The sequence below is a fragment of the Burkholderia sp. E168m23 genome (assembly GCF_016586125.1).
GTDB classification, from domain to species: Bacteria; Pseudomonadota; Gammaproteobacteria; order Burkholderiales; family Burkholderiaceae; genus Burkholderia; species Burkholderia orbicola.
On sequence record NZ_BCPP01001048.1, the window covers coordinates 1 to 2331 of the forward strand.

A 2331-nucleotide genomic window follows, 5' to 3' on the forward strand; every position below is an offset into this window, starting at 1 on the left:
AAATCTACGGCCACACCAAGACCACCGTGTTCGCGTCGAAGATCCCGCTCGCGGGCATCGCCGGCGACCAGCACGCGGCGCTGTTCGGCCAGATGTGCACGACGTCGGGCATGGTGAAGAACACCTACGGCACCGGCTGCTTCCTGATGATGAACACCGGCGACAAGCCGATCGAATCGAAGAACAACCTCGTCACGACGATCGCCTGGCAGATCGGCGATGACGTGCAGTACGCGCTCGAAGGCAGCATCTTCATCGCGGGCGCGGTCGTGCAGTGGCTGCGCGACGGCGTCGGCCTCATCAAGACGGCCGCGGAAATCGAGGCGCTCGCCGCGAGCGTGCCGCACACCGACGGCGTGTATCTCGTGCCCGCGTTCGCCGGTCTCGGCGCGCCGCACTGGAACGCGCGGGCGCGCGGCTCGGTGTTCGGCGTCACGCGCGGTACGAGCGCCGCGCATCTCGCGCGCGCGGCGCTCGATGCGATCGCGTATCAGTCGCTCGACGTGCTGGCCGCGATGGAAGCCGATTCGGGTATCAGCATCGGCGAGTTGCGCGTCGATGGCGGCGCCAGCGCGAACGACCTGCTGATGCAGTTCCAGGCCGACCTGCTCGGCGTCGACGCGGTGCGTCCGCAGATCACCGAGACGACCGCGCTCGGCGCGGCCTACCTCGCGGGTCTCGCGATCGGCTACTGGAAGAACCTCGACGAAGTGCGCGACCAGTGGCAGCTCGATCGCCGCTTCGCACCGTCGATGCCGAAGGAGCAGGTCGAGCAGCGCATGGCCGGCTGGCAGCGTGCGGTGCGCGCCGCGAAGGCATGGGCCGACGACACCCAGTAATCCGAATAAAACCAAACGAAATACAACAACACCGGCGGACCGCGCGATGCGCGAGTCCGCCGTGACTTCGAGAGACAATCATGTCACCTTATATTGCAGAATTCATCGGCACGGCGATCCTCGTGCTGCTCGGCAACGGCGCGGTCGCAAACGTGCTGCTTGCAAAGACCAAGGGCAAAGGCGCGGACCTGATCGTGATCGTGATGGGCTGGGCGATGGCGGTATTCGTCGCGGTCTACGTGACCGCGTCGTTCAGCGGCGCGCACCTGAACCCGATCGTCACGATCAGCCTCGCGCTCGCGGGCAAGTTCGCGTGGTCGAAAGTCGGCGGCTACGTGCTCGCGCAGATGCTCGGCGGGATGGCGGGCGCGCTGCTCGTGTGGCTCGCGTATCGCCAGCACTTCGCGAAGGAAGCCGATGCCGACCTGAAGCTCGCGGTGTTCTGCACGGCGCCGGCGATCCGCAGCACCACGCACAACGTGCTGACCGAAGCGATCTGCACGTTCGTGCTGATCCTCGGCGTCCTGTATCTCGCGTCGCCGCAAGTCGGCCTCGGCGCACTCGACGCGCTGCCCGTCGGCCTGCTGGTGCTCGGCATCGGCATCTCGCTCGGCGGCCCGACCGGCTATGCGATGAGCCCCGCACGCGACCTGTCGCCGCGCATCATGCATGCGCTGCTGCCGATTCCCGGCAAGCGCGACAGCGACTGGCGCTATGCGTGGGTGCCCGTCGTCGGCCCGCTGCTCGGCGGCGCGGCGGCAGCCGGCCTGTATCTGCGCCTGCACGCGATGGCCTGATCGCGGTTTGAACGAAGCGCGCGGCGTTCGCTGCCGCGCGCTTTACTCCCCTCCTTTCTTCTGCCGGTCATTCACGGCCGTCACCAGCGATTTCAGCTTCACGTCGACGTCCGCGACCGCCGCCGGCGTCACGTCGATCCCGCGTTCGACCAGCATCCTCGCCACGCGCATTTCCTTCACGAATCCCGCCGCCCGCCCGAAGCCGCTCACCGCGACGAGCCGCGCGAGCGCATCGAAATGGAAATGGATTTCCGCATCGTCGCCAAGGCTGCGTGCGACCGACTGCGTACCGAGCGCCGGCTCCCCGGCCACCTGCAACTGCGCATCGTATTGATCCGACCAGAACCACGGCATGTCGCGATACGCTTCGGCCGCACCGAGCATGTTGCGGGCGGCGACGTGCGCTTGCGTCTCGGCGCCGTGCCAGGTCTCCTGTCGAACCAGCTGGCCCGATAACGCGCTCGGAAACACCGCGACGTCGCCGGCCGCGTAGATGCCGCGCGCCGACGTCTCGAGCTGCGCATTCACGACGATGCCGCGCTCGACCGCGAGGCCCGCATCGCGTGCCAGTTCATCGGCCGGTTCGATGCCGATACCGGCCACGACCGTGTCGGCGAGCAGCGTGTCGCCGTCGTCGAGCACGACGGCCAGCGCACCGCCCGACGTCCGCTCGATCGCAACCGGCTTTCGGTTCA

3 protein-coding genes are annotated in these 2331 nt (G+C 67.7%); 2 read left to right on the forward strand and 1 reads right to left on the reverse strand.

Features of this window, described 5'->3' with window-relative positions; translation table 11 throughout:
- Window positions 1-839 (forward strand): FGGY-family carbohydrate kinase (locus JMF90_RS33820; protein ID WP_268906085.1); only part of this gene is annotated, 839 nt, incomplete at its 5' end.
- 80 nt (window positions 840-919) lie between these two features.
- A complete protein-coding gene (locus JMF90_RS33825) occupies window positions 920-1636 on the forward strand; it encodes an MIP/aquaporin family protein (protein ID WP_011546148.1) in 717 nt (238 codons plus the stop codon).
- A 42-nt stretch (window positions 1637-1678) separates the two neighbouring features.
- Here JMF90_RS33825 and JMF90_RS33830 read toward each other — a convergent pair.
- Window positions 1679-2331: oxidoreductase C-terminal domain-containing protein (locus tag JMF90_RS33830; protein WP_201326055.1), on the reverse strand; the 653-nt coding region annotated here is incomplete at its 5' end.

Coding starts and splice junctions, on each gene's coding strand:
- JMF90_RS33825 (WP_011546148.1), top strand. CDS start 920: ATGTCACCTTATATTGCAGAATTCATCGGCACGGCGATCCTCGTGCTG.